The following is a 24,307-nucleotide window of genomic DNA, read 5'->3' on the forward strand; positions in this document are numbered from 1 at the left end:
CGTCGGAATCGTGCCGGGGCTGGACGAGGGCGCCGGGCCGGACGGGCTCGGGCCCGCCGTACGCGTCGGCGACGGGGCGCCGCTGCTCGGCACCGGACCGGCCGAGTCGGAGACCACCACGTCGTCGAATCGGGCCGAGGCGTACGAGGTGACCAGCACGATCCGGCCCGAGCCGAACGCCGAGCTGCTGCCCGAGGCGACCTGCTGCCCGTTGACCCGCCCGGTCAGCGTCGAACCGCTGACGGACAGCTCGAGGGTGTACCAGGTGCCCGTGCTGACGGCCAGGTTCGCCCCGCCGACCACGGTCACCGTGCTGCCGTTGACCACCTGCAGCTCGGCCCGCCCGCTGTTGAGCAGCGCGAGCTGGTAGCGGGTGGACGAGCCGGTGGACCGGGCGCCCAGGGCGGCGTACCGGCCGGAGCCGTTGAAGCCGGTCGGCTTCACCCGGGCGCTGACGGTGTAGTTCGTCCACGAGCTGCTGCCCGCGAACTGGCGGGCCAGCTCGCTGTCGAGCTTGGACTGCTGGAACGCCGACGTGCCGTCGGTGACCACCGTCCAGTCGCCGCCGGACTTGGACCAGCCCGACGCGTCGCCGTCGTTGAAGTCGTCGGAGAACAGCGTCGCGGCCAGCGCGACGCCTCCGGTCAGGTTCATCAGCGCCGCCAGTACCAGCGACAGCAGTGCGGTGCCGCCCGCCGCGGCCAGACCGAACCGTCTGGGGCGGCGGCGATGGCGCCCGGGTGTCGACCCGTGTTCCATGGGACCTCCTTGTGGGTCCGCAACCCGGTGGTCCGGCGCGGGCGCGCCGGAGGGCGCCACCGGGTTGCGGTCGTGCGGGAGCGTATGTTGAAGTGCCAGGTCAGGGCAGCAGGCGCCCGGCGCCGGAGAGCAGGGTCAGCAGCGGTACGACCGCCGCGGGCGCCGGCTTGTACGCGCGCAGCTCGGGCGTCCAGCCCGCGTCCGGGCCGAAGTCCGGGTCGTGCGCGCCGTTGTACGCCGCGAGCAGGCTCACCGGTCCGCCCAGGCCCGTACCGGTGCGCACCCAGCTGCCGAGCTCGGTGACCGCGGTGCCCTTCCAGTCCTTGAGCACCCGGTCGGCGGGGATGCCGTCGCCCAGGTCGAAGAAGTTGTTCTCCAGGTACACCGCGGACTGGATGCCCAGGCCGACGCTGTAGTCGTACGGCTCGCGGACGCGGAAGGTGTTGTTGTAGACGTCCACCTGGCCGAAGCGCACGCGCGGGGCGCGCTGGCCGACGCCGTCGAACACGTTGTGGCGCAGCGTGACGCGCAGCTTGCCGACGTCCGGCCCGACGGTGTCGGACGAGCCGATCAGCATGGTCTTGTCGTGGTGGGTGAACACGTTGGCCGAGACGGTGACCAGGTCGGACGTGTGCGTGATGTCCAGGGCGCCGTCGTGCACCTGCCACGGGCGGCCGAAGTACACCGGCTGGGTGGAGTCGGGGTTGTCGCCGTCGCTGAACGTGTTGTGGTCGACCCACACGTTGGTCGAGCGGCGCACCGAGACCAGGTCGTACTCGCTGTTCCAGTTGCCCTCGGCGCCGTCGGTGGGCCGCCAGCGCGGGAAGCAGTCGGCGGCGTCCTCGAAGGCCAGGTTGCGCACGATCACGTTCGGCGCGGTGTCGATCATCAGGGTGAGGTGGCGCAGGGTCGCCCCGGACAGGCCCAGCACCGTGGTGTTGGGGCCGACGCGCAGCTCGGTGCGGGCCCGCTGGGTGGCCACCGAGCGCACCCGGGCCTGCTCGATCGGGCCGGACGGGTCGGTGGCGCGACCCCATACCGCCGGGTCGTAGGCGGCCAGGTAGCTCTCCAGCGTGTAGCCCGGGTCGGCCAGGTCGGCACAGGTCAGGGGGCCGTCCGGCCCGGCCAGGCCGTCGATGGTCCCGGCCACGTAGACGATCTTCGGCTCGGCGCCGGCCAGCGCCGCCGCCAGCTCGTCCCGATCGTGTACGACGAAGACGTGCGTCGCGTCGGCCGCAGCTCCGCCGGTGGTGCCCGCTCCGGTCGCCGCCCAGCCGTCCCCGGCCGCCAGCGCCTGCCGGGCCACCTTCTGCGCCCACCAGCCCGGGGCGCTGTCGGGGGCCGCGGTCGCGGCCGACGCCGGCAGCAGGACCGCCAGCGCCGCGACCGCGGCCATTCCTCGCATTCGCATCGCTGCTCCAGAATGTGTCCGATGTGTTACGTCACCAGGCAACATAGGAACCGACGAATAGTGAAGTCAATAAGCGCGCGACGCAGGTTTGTTGCAGCTATTCAGGCACAGAATCGCCTGCTCCGACGGCCCTAAGTCGGATATCGAGCGACTATTCGAATGGATCACAACACGCAATCTCAGCCAGTTGCAGAAACGGCCCGGACAGTTGCAGTCCACGGGACCGCGACCTCGTCCAGCAGCGCGCCCTCGGCCGCGCAGCGGCGCAGCGCGTCGTTGACGCCGCGCAGCACCCGGGTGCCGCCGTCGACCGCCACCGCGTCCCCGGCCACCTCGACCGGGTCCGGTGCCGTCCGCAGCGCCTCGATGACGGCGGTGAACCCGGCCGTACGCTCGGGCGGCGCCAGCAGCGGCACCCCCGTCCGCCGGTGCTCGACCAGGTTCTCCAGCAGCGTGACCCGGCCCGGCACCGGCTCGGACCCGCCCCCCGGCAGCCGCAGCAGGTCGTCGCGGAAGGTCAGCTCCGCCCGGCCCGCGCTGCCCTCGACGATGAGGTCGCCGTCGACGAACTCCTCGCCCGCCAGCGTCACCGCGACCAGCACCCGTACCCCGTCGGCCAGGGTGACCCGCAGCGTCGCGGTGTCCTCGACCTCGATCGGGCGCACCCGCAGCCAGGACACCTCCACGCCGACCGGCTCGGCGTCGACCACGGCCAGCGCCTGCATGACCGCGTGCGCGAACGGGTTGGCCAGCGCCCCGTCCAGCGTCGGCCGCCCGCCGAGCCGCCGCCGCCCGGACCACGCCGACCGCCCCCAGTACGCGTCGTCGCGCTGCCAGGCGCCGACCACCGACACCTGCCGGACCGTGCCCAGCCCGCCGGACGCGATCGCCGTGCGCAGCCGCCCGAGCGCGGGCGAGGCCAGCGCCTGGAACCCGATCTGCACCGCCCGGCGCGCCGTGTCGCGGGCCGCGACCAGCGCGTCGTGCTCCTGCCGGTCCAGCACCGGCGGCTTCTCCAGCAGCAGGTCCGAGCCGGCCCGCAGCACGTCGCGGGCCAGGGCCAGGTGCGTGTGCGGGGGAGTGCACACGATCACCACGTCGGGCCGGATCCGCTCCAGCATCGCCCGGTGATCGGTGAACACCGGCACGTCGGCCGGTGCGTCGACCACGGGCGCCGGATCGGCCAGCCCCACCAGCCGGGCCACCCCCTGCTCGGCCAGCCCCGCCAGCACCTGCCGGTGGTGCAGCCCATGCCCGTTGGCCCCGACCAGGGCCACCGTCGCCGCCCTCACCACGCCACCTCGCCCTCCCGCGCCGCCCCGCCCACGCACCTCGCGCCCCGTAGGGCGTGTAGGGCGTGCAGTTTCGGGGAAACTGCACGAATCTTGGTCCCGATTCCCGCAGTTTCCCCGAAACTGCCGCTCGCGGCGGGGCCCGTGGCGCGGCTCATGCGGGTGCCTCTGCCGCCACCAGGGCGGCGGCGCCGTGGCGGGCCAGGGCGCTGCGCCAGGTGTCGATCTGCGCGCGGTGGGCCGGGTCGGCCACCGGGAGCACGCCGCCGGGGCCGAACAGGCCCTCGGTGGTCAGGTCGGCCCGGACCGTCGCGGCCAGCGGGTCGTTCAGGTCCAGCGGGCTGCCGTCGTCGGCGGCGCCCTCGGCGAACCGGGCCCACGCGGCCAGGATCAGGCAGGCCAGCCGCGGGTCGGGCGCGGCCAGCATCGGCAGCACCCGCTGCGGCAGCTTCTGCGTGCCGTCCATCGCCACCTGCAGGCACCGGTGTCCGAGCGCGTGGTTGGCGAACCGCTCCAGCGCCTGGTCGCCGTACGCGATGACGCTTACGCCGGGTGGGGGCGTCATCGACGCGGCGACCTCGGTGGACAGGTAGTGGCGCAGCAGTCCGGCCGCGCCGGGCATGGTCAGCGCGTCGGCGATGGCCTCGCGGCCGGCCAGGGCGCCCAGGTAGGCCAGGGCGCTGTGCACGCCGTTGAGGGCGCGCAGTTTCAGGTGCTCCCAGGGGGTGACGTCGGCGGTGAAGACCGCGCCCGCCGCCGCCCAGTCAGGCCGTCCGGCGGCGAACCGGTCCTCGATCACCCATTGCGAGAACGGCTCGGCCGCGACGGCGGCCAGGTCGGATACGCCGAGGTCGGCGCGGGCCAGGTCGAGCGTCTGCGCGGTGGTGGCCGGGACGATCCGGTCGACCATGCTGGACGGGCAGGTGACGTTGGCGGCGTACCAGTCGCGCAGGTCGTCGGGGACCATGCCGGTCAGCAGCCGGTCCAGGGTGCGCCCGTTGGAGGGCAGGTTGTCGCAGCTGAGCAGGCTGATCGGCCCGGCGTCGGCGCGGGCGCGGGCGGCCAGCCCGGCGATCAGCAGGCGCGGCACGGCCGCCTCGGGACGGTAGGCCTTCTCGGTGACCGTCAGCGTCACCACCCGTACCCCCGGATCTGCCAGCAGCGCGACCACCGCCTGCGGATCCTCGGCCGCCAGCACGCTGCCCGCGATCGCCCCGACAACCCGCGTCGGTCCAGCGGCCACGCCTCCTATGGTGTGGCCACACCGTATCTGGTGTGGGCTGTCGCCCGCAGATGTCCTGCCGGCGCCCAGGGTGACCACGCTGAAGAGGTGGTCCTGGGCGCGCAGCGGGTCCAGGACGGTGCGGGAACTCGGGGCCACGGCGGTCACGGCCCAGTCGCCGCCGCTGTGCGCCATCGCCGCCTCGGTGTAGGCGGCCTGGTGCGCGCGGAAGAACGCGCCCAGGCCGAAGTGCACCATGCCGGTACCGGCCGCGCCCGGCTCGACCAGCGGCCGCGCCGAGGCGGGCAGCCGCGACAGCGCGGCCCGGCTGAGCTGCCCGGTCACCGCCACACCGGCCCGTCGGGGAACGAGAACTCCGCGATCGACTCCGGCTTGAACGTCACCGAGTAGCCGGGCTGCGTCGGCAGCCGGTAGCGGCCCTCGACGACGGTGATCGGGTCCTCGAAGTGCTCGTGCAGGTGGTCCACGTACTCCACCATGCGCCCGTCCAGCGAGCGGCCCAGCCGCAGATAGTCGAAGATCGACAGGTGCTGCACGTACTCGCACAGGCCGACGCCGCCCGCGTGCGGGCACACCGGCACGCCGAACTTGGCCGCCAGCAGCAGGATCGACAGCACCTCGTTGACGCCGCCGACGCGGCAGGCGTCCACCTGGCACACCTGGATCGCCCCGGCCTGCATGAGCTGCTTGAAGATGACCCGGTTGGCGGCCACCTCACCGGTGGCGACCCGGATCGGCGCGACCGCCTGCTGCACGGCCGCGTGGCCGAGCACGTCGTCGGCGTGGGTCGGCTCCTCGATCCAGTACGGGTCCACCTCGGCCAGCACCGCCATGTTGGCGACCGCCTCGTCCACGTCCCAGACCTGGTTGGCGTCCATCATCAGCAGCGCGTCCGGACCGATCTCGGCGCGGATCAGCCGCGCCCGGCGCAGGTCGTCCTCGATCGGCCCGCCGACCTTCATCTTCATCGCCCGCCAGCCCTGCGCGTACGCCGCCCGGGTGAGCTCCCGCACCTGCTCGTCCGGGTACCCGAGCCACCCCACCGACGTGGTGTACGACGGGAACCCGTCGCGCTCCAGCACCGCCAGCCGCTGCGCGTACCCGTCGTCGACCCGCAGCAGCTCCAGCGCCTCCGCCGGGGTGATCGCGTCGGAGATGTGGTGGAAGTCGACGCTGGCGACCAGCTCCTCCGGGCTCAGCTCGGCCAGCAGCCGCCACATCGGCTTGCCCTCGGCCTTGGCCCGCAGGTCCCACACCGCGTTGACCAGCGCGCCGGTCGCCATGTGGATGACGCCCTTCTCCGGGCCCAGCCAGCGCAGCTGCACGTCGGCCGAGAGCGACCGCCAGAACGCCACCGGCTCGGCGAAGATCTCGTCGAGGGTCCGGCCGACCACGTGGTGCGCCAGCGCCCGGATCGCCGCGCAGGCGATCTCGTTGCCGCGCCCGTTGGTGAAGGTGAACCCGGTGCCGACCGGGCCGCCGTCGGTGTGCAGCTCGACGTAGGCGGCCGAGTAGTCGCCGCGGTTGATGGCGTCGGAGCCGTCGCCGGCGGCGGCGGTGGGGAAGCGTACGTCGTGCACGACGGCTTCGGTGATCTTCATGCGCGCGGTCCAATCTTGAAGATCTTCTTGGGCAGGTGGTAGGCCAGGTCGGCGATGGTCTCGACCGCCTCGTCGAGACCCAGGCGGTGCTCGGCGACGAGCCGGGCCAGGAACCCGGCGTCCACGCGCCGGGCCACGTCGTGGCGTACCGGGATGGAGCAGTAGGCGCGGGTGTCGTCGACGAACCCGGCCGTGTTGTAGAACCCGGCCGTCTCGGTCACCGCCTCCCGCCAGCGGCGCAGCGCCTCAGGCGCGTCCAGGAACCACCACGGCGCCCCGACGAACATGGCCGGGTAGCCGCCGGCCAGCGGCCCGAGCTCGCGGCTGAACGTGTGCTCGTCCAGCGTGTACACCACGACCCGGAAGTCCGGGTGGTGCCCGAACCGCTCCAGCAGCGGCCGCAGCGCGTGCGTGTACTCGGTGGCCTGCGGGATGTCGCCGCCCACGTCGCGCCCGTGCATGCCGTGCAGGGTCCGGTTGTGGTTGCGCACCGCACCCGGGTGCAGCTGCATCACCAGGCCGTCGTCGACCGACATCGCGGCGAACTCCAGCAGCATCCGGGCCCGGAACGCCTCGGCCTCGGCGGCGCTCGCCGTGCCGGTGCGCAGCGCCCGGTCGAAGATCGCGGCGGCCTCGGCCGGGTCGGCACCGCCGGTCGCGGCGGTCAGGTGCCCGTGGTCGGTGCAGGTCGCGCCCGCCGCGATGAAGTCCAGCCGCCGCTGCCGCAGCGCCTCCAGGAACCCGGCGTACGTGCCGGTGTCCACCCCGGTCATCGCCCCCAGCCGGGCCACCCGCTCGGCCCAGCCGGCCCACTCGATGTCCACCATGTCGTCGGGCCGGAACGTGGTGATCACGCGCCCGCCCGGCCCGCCCCAGCCGTCGGCGGCCAGCCGCGCGTGCCGGGACAGGTCGTCCAGCGGCGACTCGGTGGTGGCCAGCACCTCCAGGTTGAACCGGGTGAACAGCGCCCGGGGCCGGAAGTCCGGCTCGGCCAGGCGCGCGGCCAGCTCGTCGTACACCCGGTCGGCGGTCTGCGGGCTCAGCGGCGTGTGCACGTCGAAGACGGTGCGGAAGGTCTGCTCCAGCCACAGCCGCGACGGGGTGCCCCGGAACAGGTGCCAGTGCCGGGCGAACAGCCGCCACACCTGCCGCGGGTCCGCCTCCGAGGCGCCGCCGTCCACCCGGGGCACGCCCAGCTCGGCCGGGCCGATGCCCTGGCTGAGCAGCATCCGGGTCACGTAGTGGTCCGGCACGATGATCAGCCGGGCCGGGTCCGGGAACGGGGCGTCGTCGGCCAGCAGGCCCGGGTCGACGTGCCCGTGCGGGCTGATCAGCGGCAGGCCGCGGACGTGGGCGTACAGCTCGCGGGCGATGGCGCGGGTGCGCGGCTCGGCGGGCAGCAGCAGGTCGGCGCCGGTGTCGGGGGCGGCGTCGAGATCGGGCAGCAGCAGCTCAGCCATGTTGTGGTTCCCATTCGTCGAGGTCGAGCAGGTCGGCGACGTCCACGCGCCGGCCGGTGGCGATCGATTCGTTGGCGGACAGCCCGGTCAGCAGCGAGCGGGCGCCGTCGAGCTGGGTCGCGGAGCGGGCCAGGGGGTCTTCGGCCCCGCCGAACAGCACCGCGGTCATCCGGGCGTCGGCGCCGCCGTGGCCGGCGCGGTCGTACGCGGGCACCGGCACCTCCACCGGCTTCTCCCAGTACCGCCGCAGCCGCAGCGACACCCCGCCGGACTCGGCGGCCGCCTCGGCCCCGTGCAGCGCGGCGCTGTGGCCCTTGACCGCCCCGGCCACCCCGGGCGCGACGTGGTCGGACTCGACCACGTCCAGCTCCAGCCGCCCCCGGCTGCCGTTGAACGCGATCCGGTAGCCCTCCCAGGGCGCGTACGCGTTGAGGTGGTACGACATCGTCGCGCCGCTGCGGTAGCGGACCAGCACCGCCATGTCGTCCTCGATGGACACCCCGGGGGCGAACACGTTGACGTCGCGGTGGTAGCCGTCGTGCGCCTCGGCGTCGAGGTACAGCTCGGCCAGCGCCGGGTTGTCGGCCAGGTGCAGCGCGAACGGGTCGCCGACGGCCGCGTCCGAGCCGTGGGCGCGGGCGTAGTCGCGGGCGTAGCCGTGGCGGGCGCCGTCCTGCCCGTACAGGAACAGCCGCCCCTCGGCGGTGACCCGCTCCGGCGAGCTGTCCAGCCACCAGTTGACCAGGTCGAAGTGGTGGGTGGCCTTGTGCACCAGCAGCCCGCCGGAGTTGGCCTTGTCGCGGTGCCAGCGGCGGAAGTAGTCCGCGCCGTGGCGCACGTCGAGCAGCCACTCGAAGTGGACCGAGCCGATCTCGCCGATCTCGCCCGCGGCCAGCAGCCCGCGCACCTGCTCGTGCACCGGGTGGAAGCGGTAGTTGAAGGCGACCTGGACGCGGCCGCCGGTGCGCTTGGCCGCGTCCAGGATGCGGCGGCACTTCGGCACGTCCACGGTCATCGGCTTCTCGGTCACCACCGAGCACCCGGCCTCCAGCGCGGCCACCACGTACGTGTCGTGCGTGGCGTCGACAGAGCACACCACCAGGGTGTCCACCCGCTCCTTGACCAGCATCGCGGGCACGTCGCCGGCGTGGTACGCCGCGGCGGGCGGGGCACCGGCGGATGACAGCCGCCGCTGCTGCGCCTCGATGCGCGCCGGGTTGACGTCGGCGAGTGCGACGAGCTCCCCGTACCGGGACAGGGCCTGGGCGAACATCTGCGCTCTCGCGCCGGTGCCGACGATCGCGTACCGCTGGGACATCCGGCCTCCCCGTCGTGGACGGCTACAAACGTTTGCAGCAGAACCAACCACCACGCCCGCGAACCTGTCAATGCCCGGCGGCGAATCAGTCCTATTTACGCGCTTTAGTCCCGACCTAAGTGCGCTGAAGGTCCACTGCCGCAACGGGATTGACATCTTCGACCGTTGACACGGGAGCAACCGTTTGCAACATTAGGGCACCCACCGAGAGCGAAGGAGCCCCAGTGCCGGTCACGATCCGCGACGTCGCCCGAGCCAGCGGGGTGCACGTCTCCACCGTGTCGCGGTCGTTCTCCGCTCCGCACCTGGTCAATCCGGAGACCCGCACGCACGTGCTGGCCGTGGCCGAGGAGCTCGGCTACCGTCCGAACCGGGCGGCCCGCGCGCTGATCACGGGCCGGACGCACAACATCGGCCTGATCGTGGCCGACATCGCCAACCCGTTCTTCCCCCCGCTGATCAAAGCGGCGGAGAGCCACGCCCGCAGCCGCGACTACCACGTCTTCGTCGCCGACACCAGCGAGGACGCGGGCGTCGAGGAGGAGCTGGTGCTGGCGCTGGCCAAGCAGGTCGACGGCATCCTGCTGTGCAGCCCGCGCATGAGCAACACCCAGATCGAGCAGCTGTCGCGCGAGGTCCCGCTGGTCGTGGTCAACCGCCCGGTGCCGGGCCTGCCCGCCGTGGTGATGGACCTCGGCCAGGGCGCCCGGCTGGCGGTCGAGCACCTGGTGGCCCTGGGCCACCGGAGCATCGCGCTGCTGGGCGGCCCGCGCGGCTCGTGGACCAACCGCGAGATCCGCCGCGCCGCGACCCTGGCCGCCCGCACCGCGGGCGCCGAGCTGACCGTGTTCGGGCCCAACCCGCCCACCGAGGAGGGCGGCGCGGCCCAGGCCGACGCGATCGCGCGGGCCGGGGCCACGGCGGTGCTCGCCTACAACGACCTCATGGCGGTGGGCCTCATCGACGCCCTCGACCACAACGGGGTGAAGGTGCCCGACCAGATCAGTGTCGTCGGCATAGACGACACCGCGCTGAGCCGCCGCATCCGCCCCATGCTGACGACGGTGGCCACCCCCACGGCGGCCGCCGGACGGGCGGCCGTCGACATGCTGCTCCAGCATGGCGACGACCGCCGCACCACCGCACTGGTAACGCTGCAGACCGAATTGGTCATCCGCGATTCGTCAGGCCCGGGCCCGCATCGCACTGCGGGCCCGGGTCGGCGGCAGGGGCCGCCACCTGACGGTGTCGCCCTGACAAGCAGGGAGTGACAGCTAATGCACCCAGCGACACCCGCGCCGGCCGGTACGCCGGCGCAGCACCACGGTAGCCTGCCCGCGGGCGGATGGAATCGCCGCCACCTGCTGCGTACGCTCGCCGGCGCGGCTCTGGCCGTCCCGGCGGCGGGGCTGCTGGCCGCGTGCGGCGACGACGAGCCCGCCACGGACCCGAACGCCCCCGTCAACATCTCTTTCTTCTGGTGGGGCGGCGAGTCCCGGGCCAAGCTCACCGAGCAGGCGCTCAAGCTCTACACCGCCAAGAACCCGCGGGTGACCATCACCCCGACCTGGCAGGCCTTCACCGGCTACTACGACAAGCTGGCCACGATCGCGGCGGGCGGCAACGCCCCCGACATCTTCCAGCTCGACGACAACGGCCTGGCCGAGTACGCGGGCCGCAACGTCACCCTGGACCTGTCGAAGTACACCGGCAACGGCAAGATCGACGTGTCCAAGCACCCCGAGAGCCTGACCAAGTACGGCCAGCTCGGCGGCAAGCAGGTCGCCATCGCCACCGGCGAGAACACCCCGGCGATCGTCTACGACAAGACGGCCCTGACCGCGCTCGGCCTGGAGCTGCCGCAGATCGGCTGGACCTACGAGCAGACCATCACCTGGGCGGCGGGCGTCAGCGCCAAGAAGCCCGGCTACTACGGGATGATGGACCCCAGCTCCGACTACAAGGCGCTGTGGCTGTGGCTGCGCTCGCAGGGCAAGGAGTTCTACGACGGCCCGAAGCTCGCCTTCACCGAGGCGGACCTGACCGGCTGGTTCAAGCTGTGGGTGGACGCCCGGGCCAAGGGCGCGACCCCGCCGGCCGACATCGTGCACGAGGCCGTCGACGGCAGCGTGACCAAGCAGCTCGTGGTCACGGGCAAGGCGGCGGTGTCGTTCATGTGGTCCAACCAGCTGTCGGAGATGCAGAAGGCCACCAAGGCCGACCTGGGCATGACGGCGTACCCGGGTGACCCGAAGGGGCAGTGGGCGCGCGCGTCGACGTACTGGGCGGGCTCGCGCACCACCAAGTCGCCCGACGTGGTGGCCGACATCATCAACTTCCTGGTCAACGACGTCGAGGCGGGCAAGGTCCTCGGCGTGGACCGCGGTCTGCCCAACAACCTGGACGTGCGCAAGGCCGTCTCGGACGGGCTGACCGACCAGAAGATGAAGGACACGGTCGCGTTCGAGAACGAGATCACGCCCAAGTTCGGCCCGGCCCCCGCGCCGCCGCCGAAGGGCCACAGCGGTCTGCGCAACACGCTGCGCGACATCGCCGAGACGGTGACGTACGCCAAGCAGACCCCCGAGGCCGCTGCGAAGCAGTTCTTCACCGAGGCCGCCGCGAAGCTGGCCTGAGCCGCCACCCTGGTCGGCCACGACCCCTCCCTACGGGCCGTGGCCGACCAGGGGATTCCGCTGTCCCATGTTCCTAGGAAGGAGAGGCGACGTGGTTCTCGCCACGGCGACGCGGCCGCAGGCCGCTTCGACCCCGCCCGCGCCGCCCCGCCGGCGATCGCGCCGCAGCCCGGGCCGGCGCCAGGAGGGCCTGGCCGGGTACGTGTTCCTGTCCCCGTGGCTGATCGGCCTCATGGCGGTCACCGCGTTCCCGGTGCTGTTCTCGCTGTACCTGAGCTTCACCAACTACGACATCCTGTCCAGCTGGGACATGCTGGAGTGGGTGGGCACCGCCAACTACGAGAAGATCTTCACCACCGACCCGATCTTCTGGAAGTCGGTGCGGGTCACCCTCACGTACGCCCTGATCGCCATCCCGCTCAAGCTCACCGCCTCGCTCGGCGTCGCGCTGCTGCTCAACCGGGAGCGCCGGGGGATCGGCCTGTTCCGCAGCGCCTTCTACCTGCCGTCGCTGCTCGGCGGCTCGGTCGCGCTGGCCCTGGTCTGGGTCGCCATCTTCAACGGCGAGGGCTCGTTCAACAGCTTCCTGTCCCTGTTCGGGATCCAGGGCGAGCCGTGGATCAACGACCCGGACTGGGCCCTGGGCACCCTGATGGTGCTGTCCGTCTGGCAGTTCGGCGGCCCGATGGTCATCTTCCTGGCCGGCCTCAAGCAGGTCCCGACCGAGCTGTACGAGGCCGCCTCCGTCGACGGCGCCAGCCGCGTACGCCAGTTCTTCCACGTCACGCTGCCGATGCTGTCCCCGGTGATCTTCTTTAACCTGGTCCTGGAGACGATCCACGGCTTCCAGGGGTTCACCTCGGCTTACGTCATCAGCAACGGCAGCGGCGGCCCGGTCTACTCCACCAAGATCTACACGCTGATGATCTACGACAAGGGCTTCACCGACTTCCAGATGGGCTACGCCTCCGCGCTGGCCTGGATCTTCCTGATCGCGATCGGCCTGATCACGGTGGTCTTCTTCAGCACCGGCCGGTTCTGGGTGCACTACTCCGACGGAGGCGACTCATGACCCGCGCGCGCAGCCTGAGCCGGGTGGCGATGCTGCTGCTCGTGCTCGCCGTGGTGCTGTACCCGCTGGTGTGGGTGCTCGGCTCGGCACTCAAGTCGCCGACCGAGATCACCAGCAACCAGGGGATCTGGCCGCAGGACGTGACCTGGTCCAACTTCACCGTCGGCTGGAGCTACATCCCCGGCGTCAGCTTCAGCCGCTTCTTCTGGAACAGCTTCCTCATCGCGGGGGCGTCCGTTCTGGCCAACTGCGTGTCGTGCCTGCTGACGGCGTACGCGTTCGCGCGGTTGAAGTTCTTCGGCCGCAAGGGCTGGTTCGCTCTCATGATCGTGACCCTGCTGCTGCCCGGCCACGTCCTGATCATCCCGCAGTACGTGCTGTTCCACGAGTTCGGCTGGGTCGACACCCCGCTGCCGCTCATCGTGCCCAAGCTGCTGGCGACCGAGGCGTTCTTCGTGTTCCTCATGGTCCAGTTCATGCGGGGCATCCCGCGCGAACTCGACGACGCGGCGAAGATCGACGGCAGCGGCCCGTACCGCATCTTCTGGCACGTCATCGCGCCGCTGGCCCGCCCGGCCCTGATCACGACGGCGATCTTCTCGTTCATCTGGACCTGGAACGACTTCTTCGCCCAGCTGGTCTACCTGCCCAGCGTGCCCAGCTACACCGTGCCGATCGCGCTGCGACTGTTCGTCGACTCCAGCGGCCAGACCTCGCTCGGCCCGATGCTGGCCATGTCCGTACTGTCCCTGCTCCCGGTGTTCCTGTTCTTCCTGGCCTTCCAGCGGTTCCTGGTCCAGGGCATCAGCACCAGCGGGCTCAAGGGCTGACCATGGACACCACCGGCACCGACTGGCGCGACACCCTGCGCGACGCCGCCGACCTGGCCCTGGCCGGGATCGTCGTCACCGTCGCGGCACTGCCCGTGCTCACCGCCGGGGCCGCGCTGGCCACCGGTGCCGAGGCTGTACACCTGCGATTCGCCGAGGGCCGCTGGCCGGCCCTCGGCGACCTGGTGCGCACCTTCAGCCGGCGCCTGCTCCCCGGCGCCGCCGCCGTGCTCGCGGTCCTCGCGACCGCGTCGCTCCTGGCCCTGAACGCGTGGTGGCTGCGCTCCGGCGCGGTGCCCGGCGGCGGGCCGCTGCTGGTCGCGACCTGCGCCGTCGGGGTCGCCCTGACCGGCGCCGTCGGCCTGACCGTCCCCCTACTCGGCCGAGGGTACGGCTACCGCCAGGCCTTCCGCACCGCCCTCACCCGCCCACCGCTGCTCGCCGCCTCGGCTGGCATCGTCCTGCTCGCGACCCTGCTCGGCAGCCTCCTCCCGGTGACCGCCCCGCTGCTACTCGGCTACGTCCTCCTCGCCCTCCACGCCCTGACCACCCGCACCCACCCCCGCCACCCAGCCTGATCCCACCCCGGTGACTTCGCCCCGTGCGACTCGCCCTGCATGATTCCGCCCCGGCCGCGTGACGCCGCCCCGGGAAACCGCACTCTGGGAGACTCCGTCCCGGAAACCCTGCAGTGCGTGACTCCGCATCCACCGGTAAACCGGCGCCGTGCCAGCCCGGTGAGTGACCGCAGGCGGCGATCTTGCGCTTCTCGCCTTCGGCATGATTGCAACTGGCGGTCGGAAGGTCGGGTTCGGTCCATACCGGCGCCCGGAAACTGACCTATAGACGTGATCTTCGGACACTTACCGCGCCATGATCGCCGCTAGCGGTCAGAACAGCGGGCTATGGACGAGGTCCTGACCGCCAGCGGCGATCATGCACTTCCTGCCTTGACGTGATCGCCGCTGGCGGTCAAAAACTCTGTTTCGGTCTATGGCAGCGCCCGGAGATCGGCGACCGCGCTGGGTCCCGGGGTCTTGGCTGCGAGCTGCGCTGGACGCTGGCGCCGCGGCCTCGAATGGAGTCACGTGTGCCGTCAGGCTGGCTTGTCCTCCTGGAGGGTGTGGGCGACCAGGGCGTTGGCGTGCCCGTGGCCGAGTCCGTGCTCGGCCTTGAGCCAGCTGACCAGCTCCATGTGCCTGGTCAGGTCGGACGAGCGGATGAGGTCCTGCCACTCGCTGATCGGCCGCCCGTACTTCTTCTCGATGGAGGGGAAGTAGGAGGCGGGACCCTTCTCCGGGCTGGTCATGCGATGCTCCTTCAGCTTGTTGTGCTGCCGCGATGCTACTGGTGCGCACCGACAGCCGGATCCGCCGACAGCGGTATCGTCGCCAGGATGACGGTGCGTGTGCTCGGCGCCGATGCCTGCAAGCGCGGTTGGGTCGGCATCGTGCTCGACGGTGACCGGGTGGAGGCGTACTTCGGTGCGACGATCGCCGATCTCATGGCGGCGGCCGAAGCGGCCGGTGCGGTGGCCGTCGTCGGGATCGACATACCCATCGGCCTGCCGGATAAGGGTTCCCGCGCTGCTGACAGGCAAGCATGGGCCGAGGCAGGGGTGCGGCGGGCGTCGGTGTTCATGACGCCGGTGCGGAACGCGCTGCTCGCCGCCGACCATGCCGGGGCGGTGCGGCTCAACCGTGTCGAAGCGGGCATGGGCGTCTCAGCGCAGGCCTACGGGCTGCGTACGAAGATTCTCGAGGTGGACGGCTGGGTGCGGGGTCAGGATCACCGCGTGGGCCGCCGCGTTGTCGAGGTTCATCCAGAGCTGTCGTTCGCGATGATGGCGGGGGCGCCGCTGCGTGCCGGAAAGACGTCCTGGGCGGGGACGGAGTCGCGCCGCGCGCTGCTGGCGGATGCTGGGATCACCCTGGTCGGAGACCTGGGCGCGGCTGGCCGGATGGCCCGCGTCGACGACGTGCTCGACGCCGGGGCGGCGGCCTGGTCGGCCAGGCGTGTCGCCGCGGGCGCCGCCAGGTGCCTACCCGCCGAGCCGGAGTTCTTCGAGGACGGCCTACCTGCAGCGATCTGGACCTGAGCTGTTCCGGACCGAGGCCGACCTGGACCTGGGTCAGAGTTCGGGTAGCAGTTCACCGGGCTGCGGCACGCGCCGGTTGTCCAGCCAGTACGCGTATCCGAGCAGGTAGGAGTGCAGTCCGTCGGCCAGGTGCGCGGCGTATTCGTCGTGGCCCGCGCGCGTCTGCTGGCGTCCGTCGACCGGCTCGTGCCACTGGCCGCGCGCGGCGGCGATCCACTCGGCTGTCCGGCTGCGGTCGCGCCACCAGGCCCGGACCGCGTCCGCCGTCCAGTGCTCGTCGCCGTCGACCGCGTACCCCTGGAACGGGTCCTCCTCGGCGGCGGTGAGCAGGGCGTGCACCTCGGCGGCCGTGGTCGGCTGGCGGTAGACGAACTCCTGCCCGCCCTCGTCGTAGAGCACCTGCCGGGGTGCGTGCAGCCGGCCGGTGAGGCAGGTGTCGGTCTCACCGGTGTAGATCGGGCCGGGGACGTTGCGCCGGTTCCGGTCCTCCCACCGGCCGTGCAGGTAGCCGGTGGCACCGGGCCGGAAGGGGTCGGGCAGGTCCGTGCGCGGCTGGGCGAGGACCGCGCGCACGGTCGGCATCGGATCCCAGTACAACGGGGCCTCCACGGTCTGGCCGGCGGTCGGGCGGCGTACGCGACCGTAACAGTGCCTGAACTTCGGCCGGCAAGCCCGGCAGTGCGCACGTTTGCGGGAGACAGCCTCGCCATCAGCTAAAACAATCCATCCATGGCTATCATTGAAGAAAGATCGCTGGTAGCGCCGCCGGACTCCGCACGTCCGAAGCGGCGGGGCGCGCTCATCGCCGGCAGCGTGGCGGCCGGGCTGGCGCTGGCGGTGCTGTGGTCGTTCGAGTTCGTCGACCACGTCATCGGCGACAACGTCGCCAACACCCTGCTGGGCCGCGACGCCAAGGCGACCGCGATCGGCGGTACCGTCGCCGGCCTGGTCTTCGCGTTCGTCTCCGGGCTGGCGGGCACGTTCACCGCGTGCAACATCGCCATGGCCGCCTCGATCGGTCCGATGGGCCAGGCCGGGGGCGCGAGCGCCACCCGGACCGGCCTGCGCGGGCTGCTGCGGCCGATCGGCTGGCTCACGCTGGGCATGGTGACGGTCTCCGCCGTGTACGGCTTCGTCGGCGTGCTCCTCGGCGACCGCCTGCCGCAGCTGTCCACCGAGGTCGTCGGCGGCCTGCCGGTACGCCTGATCCAGTCGATGGTGGTGTTCGGCCTGATCGGCCTGGTCTTCGTCTACCTGGGCCTGGCCGCGATCGGGGTGCTGCCGGACCCGTTCGCGAACCGGCCGGTCGGCCGGGTGGTGACCCTCGGGGCGCTCGTCGGCGGCTTCCTCATCGGACGGCCGTATCCGCTGTTCAACAAGCTGTTCCACTGGGCGGTCGACACGGGCAACCCGCTCTACGGCGCGGGCGCGTTCGTGCTGCAGTCGCTGGGCAACATCCTGATCGTGGCGGTGCTGTTCGCGGTGGTGGTGCTGGTCACCCGCGGCGGCTTCGTACGCTGGCTCACGGCCCGGCCCGCCCGCACGGCGGCGGTCACCGGCGCGCTGCTGATCGCCCTGGGCGTGTTCACCTTCGTGTACTGGGACATCCGCCTGCCGGCGATGTTCGACTACGGCTGGTTCCCCCGCATGCCCTACCGCTGACCCTGACGGGTGCCACGTGCGCGGGGCTGCAGTTTCGGGGAAACAGCACGAATCGAGTCCAAGATTGCTGCAGTTTCCCCGAAACTGCCGAACGACCCCGGGCCCGGTGGACGCGGAGTGGCATGATCGCCGGGTGGAGCGGGATGAGGTCGAGGTGCTGTCGCGGAAGGGCGACCGTGCGGTGACGCAGCGGCCGGATCGCCGCTATCCGAGTCTGCAGGTGCCGGGGGACACGTTCGCGGAGCTGCGCGGGCTGTTCCTGCGGGCGGCGCGCACGCTGCGGGAGCGGCCCGGTGATCCGGACGCGCTCGACGACCTGGACTACGGCGTGCGTGAGATGACCGAGATGCTGGAGTTCTACGAGCGGGTGCTGGCAGAACGCGGCATCGACCGGCCGTACTTCCCCTCGGTGGTGCAGGAGCGGTGAGCGGGCTGGGCAGTGTCGTCCTGGTCGCCGCCACGGTGGCGACGGGCATGATGGCCGGGGTGTTCGGACTGTACGCGCACACGGTCATGCCCGGCCTGCGCCGTACCGACGACCGCACTTTCGTGGGCGCGTTCCAGGCGATCGACCGGGCGATCATCAACGGCTGGTTCCTGGGCGCCGGATTCCTCGGTGCCCCGGTGCTCACCGGCGCGGCCGCGCTGCTGCACCTCGGTGCCCCGGACCGGGCGGCTCTGCGGTGGATCGTGGCCGCGTTCGCGCTGTACCTGGTGACGTTCTTCATCACCGCCGCGGTCCACGTGCCGCTCAACAACGAGCTCAAGGCCGCGGGCGAACCTGACGACATCGCGGATCTCGCGGCGGTGCGGGCCCGCTTCGCCGAGGCGCGCTGGGCGCGCTGGAACACGGTACGCGCGATCGCCACGACCGCCGCCGCCTTCTGCCTGGCCGCAGCCCTGACCTCCTGACCAGCCCAGTCGCCCACCCACCCCACGCGCTCAGTCGTGCAGTTTCGGGGAAACTGCACGAATCTCGGGCGCGATTGCTGCAGTTTCCCCGAAACTGCGGGCGGGCCCCGCCCGGAAGGCGGGTGGCCCGCGTGAAAGGCGGGTGGGCGCTCGTCTCTGGTACAAGGGGATGGTGGATCTGAGCGGGGTGGAGCGGGCGGTCGCGGAGCTGGACGCCGTGTACCGGCCGGTGGCGACCATGCCCGTGGACCTGGACATGCTCCCGGACCTGGGTGCGCACACGGCGGCCGCACTGGCGGAGCTCGGCGTCGACGAGCGGGCCGAGGCGGTCCTGCGCGACCTCGTCGAGCTTTACGCGGCAGGGGAGCCGGACGTCCGCGCGGCGATCCGGCGGCTGTTCGACCGGTACACCTCGTTCCGGTGGGCCGCCCGGTTGCCGCGCGGCGAGGAGGTCACCGAAGCCGGGCTGCGGGCTGAGCTGATCCTGTTCTCCGCCCGCGACCAGGGCAGCGATCCCCGGGACGAGGTGCTGGGCCTGCGGGACCTGTGCGCCCGCGCGCGCCGGGCCGGGCTGGACGCCGATCCGCTGCTGGCGGAGGCGGCCGGGCTGTCCAGCGACGTCGACCGGTACGGCATGGGCTCCACCCGCACCATCCTGCTCGGACACCTCGGCAGGTGAGCGCTCGACGCGCTGTCCGGCGTAGACTTCCGGCCACGTCGAGGCGGCTGGCGAGGGGTGTGAAGCGGTGGCGGTGCCGGTCTGGCTGCTCGACATCGACGGCGTGATCAACGCGGTCACCGACGATCCGGATCTGCGGGTGTGGCCGCGGGGCCAGTGGGTGCGGGCTTCGGCGGCCAGCGCGCACGGGATCGAGTGGCCGCTGCTGGCCGCGCGGCCGGTGCTGGACTTCCTGCGGCGGGTGCACGACGAGGGCCGGGCGGAGATCCGCTGGCACAGCACGTGGCAGTCGTACGCGGTGAACGTCGGCGTGGCGCTGGGCCTGCCGGACTGGCCGGTGGCCGAGTGCCCGGAGTTCGCCGAGAGCGACGACACCGAGATCGCGTCACCGCTGATCGTGGTACGGCATCACTGGTGGAAGCTGCCCACCGCGCAGCGGGTCATCGACGGCGGCCGTCCGCTGCTCTGGACCGACGACGACGCCCGGCACCAGCTGCGCGCGCAGGACCGGGCGGGCTGGGACGCCTGGGCGCTGGTCGTGGCGCCGCCGGTCGAGTCCGGCCTCACGCCGCGCCAGCTGCGCCGCATCGACACCTGGCTCACCGAGCGGGAGTCCTGGTAGACCCGGTCGCGGGCGGTCAGTCGCGTTCGGGTTCGCCGGTGGCATCCGGCTCGGGTGGCGCACCGGGTGCCGTGGCCGAGTCGGGTGGCGTGGTGTCGGCGGGCACGGCCGTCGCGGCGGTGACTGCTCGGGCGCGTCCGCGCTTCGACCTGCTCCATTCGATCTGGGTGGCGACGGCCGCGCCGATGGCCATCACCGAGCCGACGGCGCAGCCGATGCCGTCCGCGACCCGCCAGTCGAGATCGGGGGCCAGCTGCAGGTAGAGCAGGACGAGGAAGCCGAGGGCGGACAGCCCGGCGAAGACGCGCGAGCGCAGGCTCACAGGGTCATCCTTCCGCAGGTGCTACCGGAGGTGCGGTGACGTCATCGTGGCAGGTCGAGGCAAGGCGGCGCCGTTTCGTGTCACCCGTTCGGGTCCGGCACCCGCCAGCGGCCGCCGGCGTACGCGTCGGTGACGATGCGGCGGTGCTGCCCGGTGTCGCGGTGGTCGAACCCGGGGACCCGACGACGGCCCGGTGGACGTGCTGCTGCGGGCGCTGGGGCAGACCGCGCGCGACAGCGACGACCTGGTCGGCCCGCTCGCCGCGCTGCGGCTGCGCCTGATCCGGACCGTGCCCGCGGTGCGCGGCCGGGGCCTGCAGCGCCGGCTCGACGCGCAGCGGGAGATCTCGCGACACCTGGCCGAGGCCTTCGGCGACCGGCTGGACATGGTGAGCGCGGCCGCCCTGACCGGCGCCTTCGTGGGCGCGATCAACGGCGCCCTGCAGGTGCTGCTGGACGACGCCGACAGGCTGGGCGACCGACTTCGCGCTGGCGCCCTGGCTCGGGCGCGCAGAACGCGCCTGACCCTCGACCGGGTCAGGCGGCGACGGCGAGCTGCTCGGCCAGCGTGTTCAGGTCGAGGTCGAGCACCCTGGCCAGGGCGGCCACGGTGAAGAACGCGGGTGTCGCGATGACGCCCTGCTCGATCTTGCGCAGGGTGTCCAGCGAGATCCCGGCCAGGGCGGCCACCTCGGCGGCGCTGCGCTCGCCGCGGGCACGCTGCAGTGTGCGGCCCAGCTCCGCGCCGCGGCGGCGCTCGTCTTCGGTCAACGGGGTACGCACCATGGTGTCGATGATAATACTGGTATTAAAATACCAACCATGGTCACCTTGAGAACCCCTGCCGAGATCGAAGCCATCCGTGTGTCGGGCCGGGTCGTCGCCCGCGTCCTGGCCGCCGTGTCCGCCGCGGCGTACGCCTCGACGAGCTGGACGCGCTGGCCGTGGACCTGATCGCCGCCGAGGGGGCGAAACCGTCGTTCCTCGGCTACCACCCGGGCTGGGCGCCCGTGCCGTACCCGGCGGTGCTCTGCCTGTCGGTCGACGACGCGATCGTGCACGGCATCCCCGACCGGCGCGTGCTGCGCGAGGGTGACCTGCTCAGCATCGACTGCGCCGTACACGTCGACGGCTACCACGCCGACGCGGCCGTCACCGTCGGCGTCGGCGCGCTCGACCCGGCCGCGACCCGGCTGGCCCGCACCGCCGAGCAGGCGCTGGCCGCGGGCATCGCCGCCGCCCGCCCGGGGGCGCGGCTGGGCGACGTCGCGCACGCGATCGAATCGGTGGCCCGCGGCGCGGGCTACGGCCTGCTCGAAGGCTGCGGCGGGCACGGCATCGGCACCGAGATGCACGAGGACCCGCATGTGTCCAACACCGGCCGCCCCGGCCGGGGCCTGGTGCTGCGCGAAGGCCTGGTCATCGCGATCGAGCCGATGCTGCTGGCGGGCGGCCGCGACGGCAGCCGCACCGGCGCCGACGGCTGGACCATCCTGACCAGCGACGGCAGCCGGGCCGCGCACGCCGAGCACACCATCGCCGTCACCGCCGCCGGTCCGGTCGTGCTCACCGCGCCGTAGCGGCCTAGATGTCGGCGAACTCGGCCGCGAACCGGCCGCGCCACGGCACCCCGGGCTCGATGACCTGCACCTTGTCGTACGCCCAGGCGGCGCAGACGCCCGGGTAGATGCCGGTGCGAACGAACCAGCGCGACGCCCCGGTCAGGGTGGCCCGCCAGCCCGGCACGGCCCACTCCACCCGCTCGCGGGTGCAGCCGTTGACCTGCTTCTCGCCGCGCAGCTCACCCGCGCTGACCTTCGGGTCGGGCACCGGCGCGAACCGCAGGAAGCACCCGCCGTAGCCGGCGCCGTCCGGGCGGCCGTTGGTGGCCGGGCTGCCCAGCACCACCCGCTCGGCGGCGGTCAGCTCCCAGGCCAGGCTCAGCCGCCAGGCCTCGCTGTGCACCAGCGTCGCGGTGATCTCGCGGCGCTCGTGCAGCAGCACCTCGCCCTTGTGGTCGCGCCAGGCCAGGCGCTGCACCAGCCGGTCGTCGGCGGCCTCGTCGAAGCCCTCGTCCGTGATCGTCCCGTGGTCGTCGAGCCAGGTGTAGCCCTGGTCGCGCACGTACGTGCGGCCGCCCCACAGGTTGGTGCCGTTGACGTCCTGCACCGCCAGCGACAGGCCCAGGTGCCAGCGGTGGTCCTCCGGCAGGGCGTCGGTCACCACCTTCCCGGCCAGCGTGCGCACCGGATGCAGGTACGGCCGCGGCGAGAGGGTCGGATCGAGGTCGGGCGCGACGACGTACTCGGCGACGGTCACGCCGCCGACCTTCAGCCTCATGACGTCCCTTCACCCGGGGCATGCCACCGCACCCCCCGACAAACGTTTGCCGCAACGCTAATAGGCCCTCGATCACCCGTCAACGCTGTCCCGGAGGTAAGGAAAGGCCCGTCCCGCGCTCACGCGACCCTCTAACCTGGACGCCGTGAACATCCGGCGGCGCAAGAAGCTCACCAGGCGGCTGATTGAGGCCGTGTTCCGGGAGGACGCCGCGGCCGTGCGGGCCCTGCTGCGCGCCGGTGCCGAACCCGGCGCACCCGACCGGGCGGGCACCACCCCGCTGTACCAGGCCTGCGTGCACGGCTCGACCGAGGCCGCGCGGGTGCTGCTGGCCGCCGGTGCGGCGCCCGACGCCGAGAGCGGGCGCGGCCAGGAGGGCACCCCGCTGTGCGCCGCTTCGATCTGGGGCCACGACGACGTGGTACGGCTGCTGCTGGCCCACGGGGCCGACCCGAACCTGCGCGAGGACCAGGGCACCGGCTGGGCACCGCTGGACTACGCGCTGCAGTACGACCAGCCCGCGACGGCCGAGCTGCTCACCGCGGCCGGAGCCCGGCCCACCCGGCAGCCGGTGCCGCGAGCGCCCGAGGCCGGTTAGCGCCCGGGGCGGGTCCAGAAGTCCTGCGGATGCCTTCCCGGCCAGAAGCCGTACGCTTCCACCATCGCCACCGCCCCGGCGAACCCGCGCGCTAGCACCGCCGGCACATGCGCGTCACTTGTTGACCTCCAGCGCCCGCCCGCTGCCCGCCAGCAGCCGCAGCGCGTGCCGGAACTCCGCAACCCCGTATTGCGCGGGTGCAGTTTCGGGGAAAGTGCAGGAATCTTGGCCGGGATTCGTGCACTTTCCCCGAAACTGCACCCGAACGACGGCGCGCGCCCCCGCGCGCCCCCGCGGGGCGGGGCGCGGGGCGTGGGTCAGGGTTGCTGGGCGGGGCCGGTGGATTCGCGGACGACCAGGCGGCAGGGCTGGCGGATGACGCCGGAGGAGGCGGTCCCGTCCAGGGCCGCGAACAGGTGCATCACCGCGGTGGCGCCGAGCTGCTCCAGGTTCAGGTCGACCGTGGTCAGCGGCGGGCGGCAGTCGGCGGCCATCTCCTCCCAGTTGTCGTAGCCCACGACGGCCACGTCGTCGGGGATGCGGCAGCCGTGGTCGAGCAGCGCCTGCGCCACCCCGGCCGCGATCTGGTCGTTGCCGCAGAAGATGGCGTCCACCTCGGGATGGGCGTTGATGAGGGTACGGGCCGCGTGCCGCCCCCACCGCTGCGACCATTCGCCGTACTGCGGCTCGCCGCCGACCAGGGTCAGGCCGGACTCGGCCAGCACCGCCTTGAGTCCGGTGACCCGGTCGCGGGCGGCCCGGTAGCTCTGCGGGCCGGTGATGTGGGCGATGTTGCGCCGCCGCAGCGACACCAGGTGCTCCCCGGCCAGCCGGGCGCCGCCCTCGTCGTCGGCGAGCACGGACAGGTCGCCGGGGTCGGTGGACTGGCCGTAGACGTACACGACGGGCACCGGGATGTCGCGGCTGAGCGAGGGGCGCAGGTCGTTGCTGTCGCCGAGGATGATGAACCCGTCGACCTGGCGGGCGAGCAGGGTGCGGATGTAGTGCTGGCGCCGGATCGCGTCGCCGCGGGCGTCGCACAGCAGCACCGACATCTGCTCGTTGCCCAGCGCGTTCTCGGCGCCGAGCAGGATCGGGATGGAGAAGCGGCCGCCGAGTTCGTCGGTGAGCAGCCCGATGGTGCGGGTGCGCCCGGAGATGAGGCCGCGGGCGAGCACGTTGGGCTGGAACGACAGCTGGTTGGCGGCCTGCAGCACGCGCAGCCTGGTGTCGGCGGCGACCTCAGCGCGCGCGTTGAGCGCCTTGGACGCCGTGGCCACCGATACGCCGGCCAGTCTGGCCACATCGGTGAGGGTGACCGACTGGGATCGCCGCCTGCCCAACTGAAAGCCTTTCGATCGTTTTTCGACAGTGTGTCGAAGAGTAGCGGTGCGCAGCAGACTTGGCTAGCGTCGATTCACGTTATCGAGATGTAACGCAGATTGCATCTTGC

28 protein-coding genes are annotated in these 24,307 nt (G+C 72.3%); 15 read left to right on the forward strand and 13 right to left on the reverse strand.

Features of this window, described 5'->3' with window-relative positions; translation table 11 throughout:
- The 7 genes from QEZ54_RS10295 to QEZ54_RS10325 all read right to left on the reverse strand — a co-directional run.
- Positions 1 to 759 (reverse strand): family 16 glycoside hydrolase (locus QEZ54_RS10295; RefSeq protein WP_281304304.1); only part of this gene is annotated, 759 nt, incomplete at its 3' end.
- Between the two features lie 100 nt (positions 760 to 859).
- The gene (locus QEZ54_RS10300) at positions 860 to 2,170 is read right to left on the reverse strand and encodes a polysaccharide lyase family 1 protein (protein ID WP_281304305.1); all 1,311 of its coding nucleotides are present in this window, start codon (positions 2,168 to 2,170) and stop codon (positions 860 to 862) included.
- 179 nt (positions 2,171 to 2,349) lie between these two features.
- Positions 2,350 to 3,462, reverse strand: a complete 1,113-nt coding sequence (locus tag QEZ54_RS10305) for a Gfo/Idh/MocA family oxidoreductase (protein WP_281304306.1) — start codon at positions 3,460 to 3,462, stop codon at positions 2,350 to 2,352.
- Positions 3,463 to 3,616: 154 nt separating this feature from the next.
- A complete protein-coding gene (locus QEZ54_RS10310; RefSeq protein ID WP_348650529.1) occupies positions 3,617 to 5,029 on the reverse strand; it encodes a mannitol dehydrogenase family protein in 1,413 nt (470 codons plus the stop codon).
- Positions 5,026 to 6,306 (reverse strand): enolase C-terminal domain-like protein, encoded by a 1,281-nt coding sequence (locus QEZ54_RS10315; RefSeq protein WP_281304308.1) that lies wholly within the window; start codon positions 6,304 to 6,306, stop codon positions 5,026 to 5,028. Before QEZ54_RS10315 ends, QEZ54_RS10310 begins: the two co-directional genes overlap by 4 nt.
- On the reverse strand, positions 6,303 to 7,766 hold the full coding sequence (gene uxaC / locus QEZ54_RS10320) for a glucuronate isomerase (RefSeq protein WP_281304309.1): 1,464 nt from the start codon (positions 7,764 to 7,766) through the stop codon (positions 6,303 to 6,305). Before uxaC ends, QEZ54_RS10315 begins: the two co-directional genes overlap by 4 nt.
- Positions 7,759 to 9,084, reverse strand: coding sequence for a Gfo/Idh/MocA family oxidoreductase (locus QEZ54_RS10325; RefSeq protein WP_281304310.1), 1,326 nt, complete (start codon positions 9,082 to 9,084; stop codon positions 7,759 to 7,761). The genes uxaC and QEZ54_RS10325 overlap by 8 nt, the downstream gene beginning before the upstream one ends.
- Positions 9,085 to 9,308: 224 nt before the next feature.
- Here QEZ54_RS10325 and QEZ54_RS10330 point away from each other — a divergent pair, with 224 nt between their 5' ends.
- From QEZ54_RS10330 to QEZ54_RS10350, 5 genes are all read left to right on the forward strand, one after another.
- Positions 9,309 to 10,355, forward strand: a complete 1,047-nt coding sequence (locus QEZ54_RS10330) for a LacI family DNA-binding transcriptional regulator (RefSeq protein ID WP_281304311.1) — start codon at positions 9,309 to 9,311, stop codon at positions 10,353 to 10,355.
- Positions 10,356 to 10,361: 6 nt separating this feature from the next.
- On the forward strand, positions 10,362 to 11,720 hold the full coding sequence (locus tag QEZ54_RS10335) for an ABC transporter substrate-binding protein (RefSeq protein ID WP_281304312.1): 1,359 nt from the start codon (positions 10,362 to 10,364) through the stop codon (positions 11,718 to 11,720).
- A 190-nt stretch (positions 11,721 to 11,910) separates the two neighbouring features.
- Entirely contained in the window at positions 11,911 to 12,792 is an 882-nt protein-coding gene (locus QEZ54_RS10340) for a sugar ABC transporter permease (RefSeq protein ID WP_281304587.1), read from the forward strand.
- Positions 12,789 to 13,622, forward strand: a complete 834-nt coding sequence (locus QEZ54_RS10345) for a carbohydrate ABC transporter permease (RefSeq protein WP_281304313.1) — start codon at positions 12,789 to 12,791, stop codon at positions 13,620 to 13,622. The genes QEZ54_RS10340 and QEZ54_RS10345 overlap by 4 nt, the downstream gene beginning before the upstream one ends.
- Before the next feature lie 2 nt (positions 13,623 to 13,624).
- Positions 13,625 to 14,200 carry a hypothetical protein gene (locus tag QEZ54_RS10350; RefSeq protein WP_281304314.1) on the forward strand — a complete coding sequence of 192 codons (576 nt, stop codon included), beginning with the start codon at positions 13,625 to 13,627 and terminating at the stop codon, positions 14,198 to 14,200.
- Positions 14,201 to 14,718: 518 nt separating this feature from the next.
- Here QEZ54_RS10350 and QEZ54_RS10355 read toward each other — a convergent pair.
- Positions 14,719 to 14,931, reverse strand: a complete 213-nt coding sequence (locus QEZ54_RS10355; RefSeq protein WP_281304315.1) for a DUF4287 domain-containing protein — start codon at positions 14,929 to 14,931, stop codon at positions 14,719 to 14,721.
- An 87-nt stretch (positions 14,932 to 15,018) separates the two neighbouring features.
- Between QEZ54_RS10355 and QEZ54_RS10360 the strand changes: the two genes are divergently transcribed.
- Positions 15,019 to 15,720 (forward strand): DUF429 domain-containing protein, encoded by a 702-nt coding sequence (locus QEZ54_RS10360; RefSeq protein ID WP_281304316.1) that lies wholly within the window; start codon positions 15,019 to 15,021, stop codon positions 15,718 to 15,720.
- A gap of 33 nt (positions 15,721 to 15,753) precedes the next feature.
- Here the strand turns inward: QEZ54_RS10360 and QEZ54_RS10365 are convergent, their stop codons facing one another.
- Positions 15,754 to 16,302, reverse strand: a complete 549-nt coding sequence (locus QEZ54_RS10365; RefSeq protein WP_281304317.1) for a hypothetical protein — start codon at positions 16,300 to 16,302, stop codon at positions 15,754 to 15,756.
- 147 nt (positions 16,303 to 16,449) lie between these two features.
- Between QEZ54_RS10365 and QEZ54_RS10370 the strand changes: the two genes are divergently transcribed.
- From QEZ54_RS10370 to QEZ54_RS10390, 5 genes are all read left to right on the forward strand, one after another.
- On the forward strand, positions 16,450 to 17,382 hold the full coding sequence (locus tag QEZ54_RS10370; protein ID WP_281304318.1) for a hypothetical protein: 933 nt from the start codon (positions 16,450 to 16,452) through the stop codon (positions 17,380 to 17,382).
- Between the two features lie 133 nt (positions 17,383 to 17,515).
- Positions 17,516 to 17,809, forward strand: coding sequence for a hypothetical protein (locus tag QEZ54_RS10375; RefSeq protein WP_281304319.1), 294 nt, complete (start codon positions 17,516 to 17,518; stop codon positions 17,807 to 17,809).
- The gene (locus QEZ54_RS10380; protein ID WP_281304320.1) at positions 17,806 to 18,294 is read left to right on the forward strand and encodes a DUF1772 domain-containing protein; all 489 of its coding nucleotides are present in this window, start codon (positions 17,806 to 17,808) and stop codon (positions 18,292 to 18,294) included. Before QEZ54_RS10375 ends, QEZ54_RS10380 begins: the two co-directional genes overlap by 4 nt.
- Positions 18,295 to 18,436: 142 nt before the next feature.
- Positions 18,437 to 18,973, forward strand: coding sequence for a hypothetical protein (locus QEZ54_RS10385; protein ID WP_281304321.1), 537 nt, complete (start codon positions 18,437 to 18,439; stop codon positions 18,971 to 18,973).
- A gap of 67 nt (positions 18,974 to 19,040) precedes the next feature.
- A complete protein-coding gene (locus QEZ54_RS10390) occupies positions 19,041 to 19,595 on the forward strand; it encodes a hypothetical protein (protein WP_281304322.1) in 555 nt (184 codons plus the stop codon).
- Between the two features lie 16 nt (positions 19,596 to 19,611).
- Here QEZ54_RS10390 and QEZ54_RS10395 read toward each other — a convergent pair whose 3' ends face one another.
- On the reverse strand, positions 19,612 to 19,917 hold the full coding sequence (locus QEZ54_RS10395) for a hypothetical protein (protein WP_281304323.1): 306 nt from the start codon (positions 19,915 to 19,917) through the stop codon (positions 19,612 to 19,614).
- 193 nt (positions 19,918 to 20,110) lie between these two features.
- Between QEZ54_RS10395 and QEZ54_RS10400 the strand changes: the two genes are divergently transcribed.
- On the forward strand, positions 20,111 to 20,530 hold the full coding sequence (locus QEZ54_RS10400) for a hypothetical protein (protein ID WP_281304324.1): 420 nt from the start codon (positions 20,111 to 20,113) through the stop codon (positions 20,528 to 20,530).
- Here QEZ54_RS10400 and QEZ54_RS10405 read toward each other — a convergent pair.
- Positions 20,454 to 20,702: a helix-turn-helix transcriptional regulator gene (locus QEZ54_RS10405; RefSeq protein WP_281304325.1), complete on the reverse strand. Its 249-nt coding sequence runs from the start codon at positions 20,700 to 20,702 to the stop codon at positions 20,454 to 20,456. The two genes, QEZ54_RS10400 and QEZ54_RS10405, sit on opposite strands and share 77 nt — an antisense overlap.
- Positions 20,703 to 20,738: 36 nt before the next feature.
- On the opposite strand from QEZ54_RS10405, the gene QEZ54_RS10410 reads away from it, so the two are divergent.
- Both QEZ54_RS10410 and map read left to right on the forward strand, forming a co-directional pair.
- Positions 20,739 to 20,870 carry a hypothetical protein gene (locus tag QEZ54_RS10410; RefSeq protein ID WP_281304326.1) on the forward strand — a complete coding sequence of 44 codons (132 nt, stop codon included), beginning with the start codon at positions 20,739 to 20,741 and terminating at the stop codon, positions 20,868 to 20,870.
- The gene (gene map, locus QEZ54_RS10415) at positions 20,861 to 21,496 is read left to right on the forward strand and encodes a type I methionyl aminopeptidase (RefSeq protein ID WP_281304327.1); all 636 of its coding nucleotides are present in this window, start codon (positions 20,861 to 20,863) and stop codon (positions 21,494 to 21,496) included. Before QEZ54_RS10410 ends, map begins: the two co-directional genes overlap by 10 nt.
- Before the next feature lie 4 nt (positions 21,497 to 21,500).
- Here map and QEZ54_RS10420 read toward each other — a convergent pair whose 3' ends face one another.
- Entirely contained in the window at positions 21,501 to 22,256 is a 756-nt protein-coding gene (locus QEZ54_RS10420) for a DUF6807 family protein (RefSeq protein ID WP_281304328.1), read from the reverse strand.
- Between the two features lie 145 nt (positions 22,257 to 22,401).
- Between QEZ54_RS10420 and QEZ54_RS10425 the strand changes: the two genes are divergently transcribed.
- Positions 22,402 to 22,854 (forward strand): ankyrin repeat domain-containing protein, encoded by a 453-nt coding sequence (locus QEZ54_RS10425; RefSeq protein ID WP_281304329.1) that lies wholly within the window; start codon positions 22,402 to 22,404, stop codon positions 22,852 to 22,854.
- 317 nt (positions 22,855 to 23,171) lie between these two features.
- Here QEZ54_RS10425 and QEZ54_RS10430 read toward each other — a convergent pair whose 3' ends face one another.
- Positions 23,172 to 24,197, reverse strand: coding sequence for a LacI family DNA-binding transcriptional regulator (locus tag QEZ54_RS10430; RefSeq protein WP_281304330.1), 1,026 nt, complete (start codon positions 24,195 to 24,197; stop codon positions 23,172 to 23,174).
- Positions 24,198 to 24,307: the final 110 nt, after the last annotated feature.

The organism is Catellatospora sp. KI3, from assembly GCF_029948125.1.
In the GTDB taxonomy this organism is placed as follows: Bacteria; Actinomycetota; Actinomycetes; order Mycobacteriales; family Micromonosporaceae; genus Catellatospora.